This is a genomic window from Pseudomonas sp. NPDC089569 (assembly GCF_050280625.1).
Classification (GTDB): Bacteria; Pseudomonadota; Gammaproteobacteria; order Pseudomonadales; family Pseudomonadaceae; genus Aquipseudomonas.
This window is the reverse complement of record NZ_JBNNVQ010000193.1, coordinates 1-4,508: the sequence shown is the minus strand read 5'-3', so window position 1 is coordinate 4,508 and position 4,508 is coordinate 1. Positions and strand designations below refer to the sequence as shown.

The window sequence follows — 4,508 nt, the reverse complement described above, 5'->3', positions numbered from 1 at the left end:
GTTCGATGCGAGTAATCCGGCCTTTATAGATGTTGGCCTTCTTCTGCTCGCGTGCACCGGATTCGATGTCCAGGTCGTAGAGGCGCTGGCCGTCTACCAGTCCAACACGCAACTCATCGGGTTGAGTTGCGTTAATCAGCAATCTTTTCATGAAGTACCGTCGGTTTCCGGGCTGCCGGAAACGGCGTTCGGCACACACGACTTCTCACGGTCGGTGTCAGGTGCGTCGGGAGTGGTTGGCCATTCCCGTGTCCAGCGAAGTCCGGCCAATGTGGGCCTTCATCGCGACGTACGCGTCCTGCTTGCTGTGGCTACTTAAGCACTCAGTCAGGAGGAGGAATCAACCGGCGGCTGTGGACGGGATGAAGCGTCTTGATAAAGCCTATTGCTACACAGTCCAGCGGTTGTGCATCTCCACCCTACACGTATCCCTGATAATTCGGGTGCTGCCGCGCGCAGAATCCGCAGCGGGTTGGCATTTACCGTGAGCTCCGAAAGGGGAGGTCACGCATCATGGCTAAATTAGGCGTAGTTTCCGAAACATTCGCTCGGGGTCATTCGCAGCTGACTGCACTTTGTGAACTGCCCGTGAATATTGGCTCGCAAGGCGAGTGAAAACTCTGCTTCGCGGCTTGATTCAGGCCTCATGTCACCTGCGCTCGTTGCACCTGCAAACTCCACCGTTACGTAGCGAAAGCCCCGTAGGACGGCCTCGCGTCCTGGTGAATTGCGTTGGTCAGGGTCGGTTTTTGACCGTTGGTCCGCTGTCCAGGCCGCTTTTGGCGGCGTTCGCGACTATAGCAGCAATGATTAAGTGCTTCAATTCCATAAAAAATTGTTATCATCCGCGGCATGACGACTACTGCCCCCCCGACTCCAGGCGTACAACTGCTTGAGGTCTCGCCGGAATATGCCGGCCAACGTATTGATAATTTCCTTCTCGCCCGGCTCAAAGGCGTGCCCAAGACTTTGATTTACCGCATTTTGCGCAAAGGCGAAGTGCGGGTGAACAAAGGACGGATCAAGCCCGAATACAAGCTGCAGGCGGGCGATATCGTGCGCGTGCCGCCGGTTCGCGTGCCTGAGCGTGACGAGCCGGTGCCCGTGGCCCAGGGGTTGCTGGAGCGACTCGAAGCCTCGATTGTCTACGAAGACAAGGCACTGATCGTGATCAACAAGCCGGCAGGCATCGCGGTCCACGGTGGCAGCGGTCTGAATTTCGGTGTGATCGAAGCCTTTCGTCAGTTGCGTCCCGAAGCCAAGGAGCTGGAGCTGGTCCATCGCCTTGATCGCGATACCTCCGGCCTGCTGATGATCGCCAAAAAGCGCAGCATGCTGCGCCATTTGCACGATGCGTTGCGTGGTGACGGTGTCGATAAGCGTTATATGGCGCTGGTTCGTGGCAATTGGGCGAGTTCGATCAAGCAGGTTCGCGCCCCGTTGCTCAAAAGTAACCTGCGTTCAGGTGAGCGCATGGTTGAGGTCAACGATGAGGGCAAGGACGCTCTGACCGTATTCAAGGTGCTGCGCCGCTTCGGTGACTTTGCGACCATGGTCGAGGCCAAGCCGGTCACTGGCCGGACCCATCAGATTCGTGTGCATACCTTGCATGCCGGGCACTGTATCGCCGGGGACAGCAAGTATGGCGATGACGATTTCACCAAGGAGATCCGCGACCTGGGTGGAAAGCGTCTGTTCCTACACGCGTACATGTTGACCGTGCCGCTGCCTGATGGTGGCGAGTTGAAGCTTCAGGCCCCCGTCGATGAGATGTGGGCAAAAACCGTGGAGCGTCTGAGTGCACCCATCTGATTACAAGCTGCTGATTTTCGATTGGGATGGCACCCTGGCCGATTCCATTGGTCGGATCGTTGAGGCGATGCATGTGGCCTCCGAGCGCTCGGGCTTTGAGTTGCGCGATGATTCTGCCGTCAAGGGCATTATCGGTCTCGGACTGCCCGAGGCGATTCGCACGCTGTATCCCGAGATCGATGATGCCGAATTGATCGCCTTTCGCGATCACTATGCCGAGCACTACATCGCTTCCGAGGCAGTGCCTTCGCCTTTGTTCGAAGGCGTTCTGGAGTCGATGGAGGCGTTTCGAGCCGAGGGTTATCGCCTGGCGGTCGCGACGGGCAAGGCTCGTCGCGGGCTGGATCGGGTGCTGAAGGCGCATGGTTGGGAGACCTACTTCGATATCACTCGTGCGGCCGACGAGACTGCCAGCAAGCCGCATCCATTGATGCTCGAACAGATCCTCGCCCATTGCGAGGTGCGGCCGGATCAGGCATTGATGGTGGGGGACTCATCCTTCGATTTGCAGATGGCACGCAATGCCGGCATGGATTCAGTGGCGGTCAGCTACGGTGCTCAGTCAATCGAGGCGCTGAAACGGTTCGAGCCGCGACTGGCCATTGATCGGTTTTGCGAATTGCACGCCTGGCTGAATCAGCAGGCCTAATACGTTTTTGCTGGGGTAGATGGCATGGCCGACGAATGGAAGGCGCCCGCCAGGGCGAGCGCCGAGAGCGGTGACGAAAAGAGCTGGAAGCTGCTGGAAAAGACATTGCTGGCCGGTGTGCAGGAGCAGCGTCGCTCCCGTCGCTGGGGGATATTCTTCAAGCTGCTGACCTTCGTTTACCTGTTCGTGGCGCTTGCCCTGTTCACGCCGCTGATGGACATGGAAAAGGCCGCCACTCGCAGTGCGAACTATACGGCGCTGATCGATGTGACCGGCATGATCGCGGACAAGGAGCCGGCCAGTGCCGACAATATCGTTGGCAGTTTGCGTGCGGCTTTCGAAGATGAAAAGGTCAAAGGGGTCATTCTGCGCATCAATAGTCCGGGCGGCAGCCCGGTGCAGTCTGGCTATGTCTATGACGAAATCCGCCGCCTGCGGGGGCTGCATCCGGATATCAAGCTCTATGCGGTCATTTCAGACCTGGGTGCCTCCGGTGCTTACTACATCGCCAGTGCGGCTGATCAGATCTATGCCGACAAGGCGAGCCTGGTGGGTTCCATCGGTGTTACCGCAGCCGGTTACGGTTTTGTGGGCACTATGGAAAAGCTGGGTGTCGAGCGTCGAGCCTACAGCTCTGGCGAGCACAAATCCTTTCTCGATCCGTTTCAGCCGCAGAAGCCTGAAGAAACGGCATTCTGGCAGGGTGTGCTGGATACGACTCACCAGCAATTCATCAACAGCGTCAAGCAGGGGCGTGGTGAGCGTCTGAAGGATAAGGAGCATCCGGAGCTGTTTTCCGGCCTGGTCTGGTCTGGCGAGCAGGCGCTGCCGTTGGGCTTGATCGACGGTCTGGGCAATGCCAGTTCGGTCGCCCGCGACGTGATTGGCGAGAAGGAAATCGTGGACTTCACCGTACAGGAGTCGCCGTTCGACCGCTTTTCGAAAAAGCTGGGTGCCAGCGTTGCGGAGCATCTGGCGATGTGGATGGGCTTTCAGGGGCCGTCCTTGCGATAGTTTCACTGTCAGTAATAACCAAAAAAACCGGCCAGTAAGGCCGGTTTTCGGTTTTTCAGGGGATTTGCACGCCTTCGGCGAGCAGCATGTCCACAAGGCGAATCAGGGGCAGGCCGACGAGGCTGGTGGCGTCGGGACCTTCCGTGCTTTGAAACAGGCTCACCCCCAGGCCTTCGGCCTTGAAGCTGCCTGCACAGTCGTAGGGTTGCTCGGCGCGCAGGTAGCGTTCGATGCGTGCGGTGTCGAGTGTGCGCATGTGTACGGTGAACGGGATGCAATCGACCTGGCAATGGTCGGTCTGGGTGTTGAGCAGGGCCAGGCCGGTCAGGAAGGTCACGCTGGCGCCACTGGCGGCCGCTAGTTGCTCACGGGCCTTTTCGAAGGTGTGAGGTTTGCCGATGATGCTGTCGCCAAGCACGGCGACCTGGTCGGAGCCGATGATCAGGTGGGCGTTGTGACTCTCTGCGAGTGCCCGGGCCTTTTCCTTGGCGAGGCGTTTGACCAGGTTGATGGCGGTCTCGCCCGGCCGATGGCTTTCGTCGATGTCCGGAGAGCTGCAGGTGAAAGGCAGTTGCAGGCGGGCCAGTAATTCCCGGCGATAGATCGAGCTGGAAGCGAGTAGTAAGGGCAGCATGCGTATCTCCAGTAGGCAGATGGGGATTCTAGCGAGGCCGCCAAGTGACGGACAGGGCCGAATTTCCTTTGACATGGGCGGGGGCATCCCTATAATGCTGCGCCTATGTTGAATGACCCGATTCCACCTCACGTTGACCCGCGCAAATTGGCTGACCGTGGCACCACCCTTCAAGGTGAAATGCTGCTGGCCGATTTGGAGAGACTCTGCGACCCGCTTTCCGACAATGTCGGTATGGTGCAGGCTAAATTCGTTTTTGAACGAGATGAACGTAAAGCCGTGGTGATCCACAGCTTTATCGACACTGAAGTCAAAATGGTTTGCCAGCGTTGTCTTGAGCTGGTCACCCTGCCGATCCATAGCGAATGCAGTTATGCTGTGGTGAAGGAGGGTGCGAAT

Annotated in this window: 5 protein-coding genes and 1 pseudogene; 4 read left to right on the top strand and 2 right to left on the bottom strand. The window is 58.2% G+C overall.

Annotation, left to right across the window (positions count from 1 at the left end; genetic code table 11):
- Positions 1-151: hypothetical protein (locus ACQKP2_RS31880; RefSeq protein WP_427582249.1), on the bottom strand; the 151-nt coding region annotated here is incomplete at its 3' end.
- A 701-nt stretch (positions 152-852) separates the two neighbouring features.
- Here ACQKP2_RS31880 and rluC point away from each other — a divergent pair.
- Genes rluC through ACQKP2_RS31865 form a run of 3 tightly spaced genes read left to right on the top strand, consistent with a single transcriptional unit; the run spans position 853 to position 3,475 of the window.
- On the top strand, positions 853-1,812 hold the full coding sequence (gene rluC, locus ACQKP2_RS31875; protein ID WP_427582248.1) for a 23S rRNA pseudouridine(955/2504/2580) synthase RluC: 960 nt from the start codon (positions 853-855) through the stop codon (positions 1,810-1,812).
- Positions 1,799-2,461 (top strand): HAD-IA family hydrolase, encoded by a 663-nt coding sequence (locus ACQKP2_RS31870; RefSeq protein ID WP_427582247.1) that lies wholly within the window; start codon positions 1,799-1,801, stop codon positions 2,459-2,461. Before rluC ends, ACQKP2_RS31870 begins: the two co-directional genes overlap by 14 nt.
- Positions 2,462-2,485: 24 nt before the next feature.
- The gene (locus tag ACQKP2_RS31865; protein WP_427582246.1) at positions 2,486-3,475 is read left to right on the top strand and encodes a S49 family peptidase; all 990 of its coding nucleotides are present in this window, start codon (positions 2,486-2,488) and stop codon (positions 3,473-3,475) included.
- Between the two features lie 55 nt (positions 3,476-3,530).
- On the opposite strand, the gene ACQKP2_RS31860 is transcribed toward ACQKP2_RS31865, so the two are convergent.
- Positions 3,531-4,109, bottom strand: coding sequence for a Maf family protein (locus ACQKP2_RS31860; RefSeq protein WP_427582245.1), 579 nt, complete (start codon positions 4,107-4,109; stop codon positions 3,531-3,533).
- Positions 4,110-4,214: 105 nt separating this feature from the next.
- On the opposite strand from ACQKP2_RS31860, the pseudogene ACQKP2_RS31855 reads away from it, so the two are divergent.
- Positions 4,215-4,508, top strand: a pseudogene (locus tag ACQKP2_RS31855) (YceD family protein); the annotation flags it as partial.

Bases quoted from the DNA above. Each gene is read 5' to 3' on its own strand.
- rluC (WP_427582248.1), top strand. From the start codon at position 853: ATGACGACTACTGCCCCCCCGACTCCAGGCGTACAACTGCTTGAGGTC.
- ACQKP2_RS31860 (WP_427582245.1), bottom strand. From the start codon at position 4,109: ATGCTGCCCTTACTACTCGCTTCCAGCTCGATCTATCGCCGGGAATTA.
- ACQKP2_RS31865 (WP_427582246.1), top strand. From the start codon at position 2,486: ATGGCCGACGAATGGAAGGCGCCCGCCAGGGCGAGCGCCGAGAGCGGT.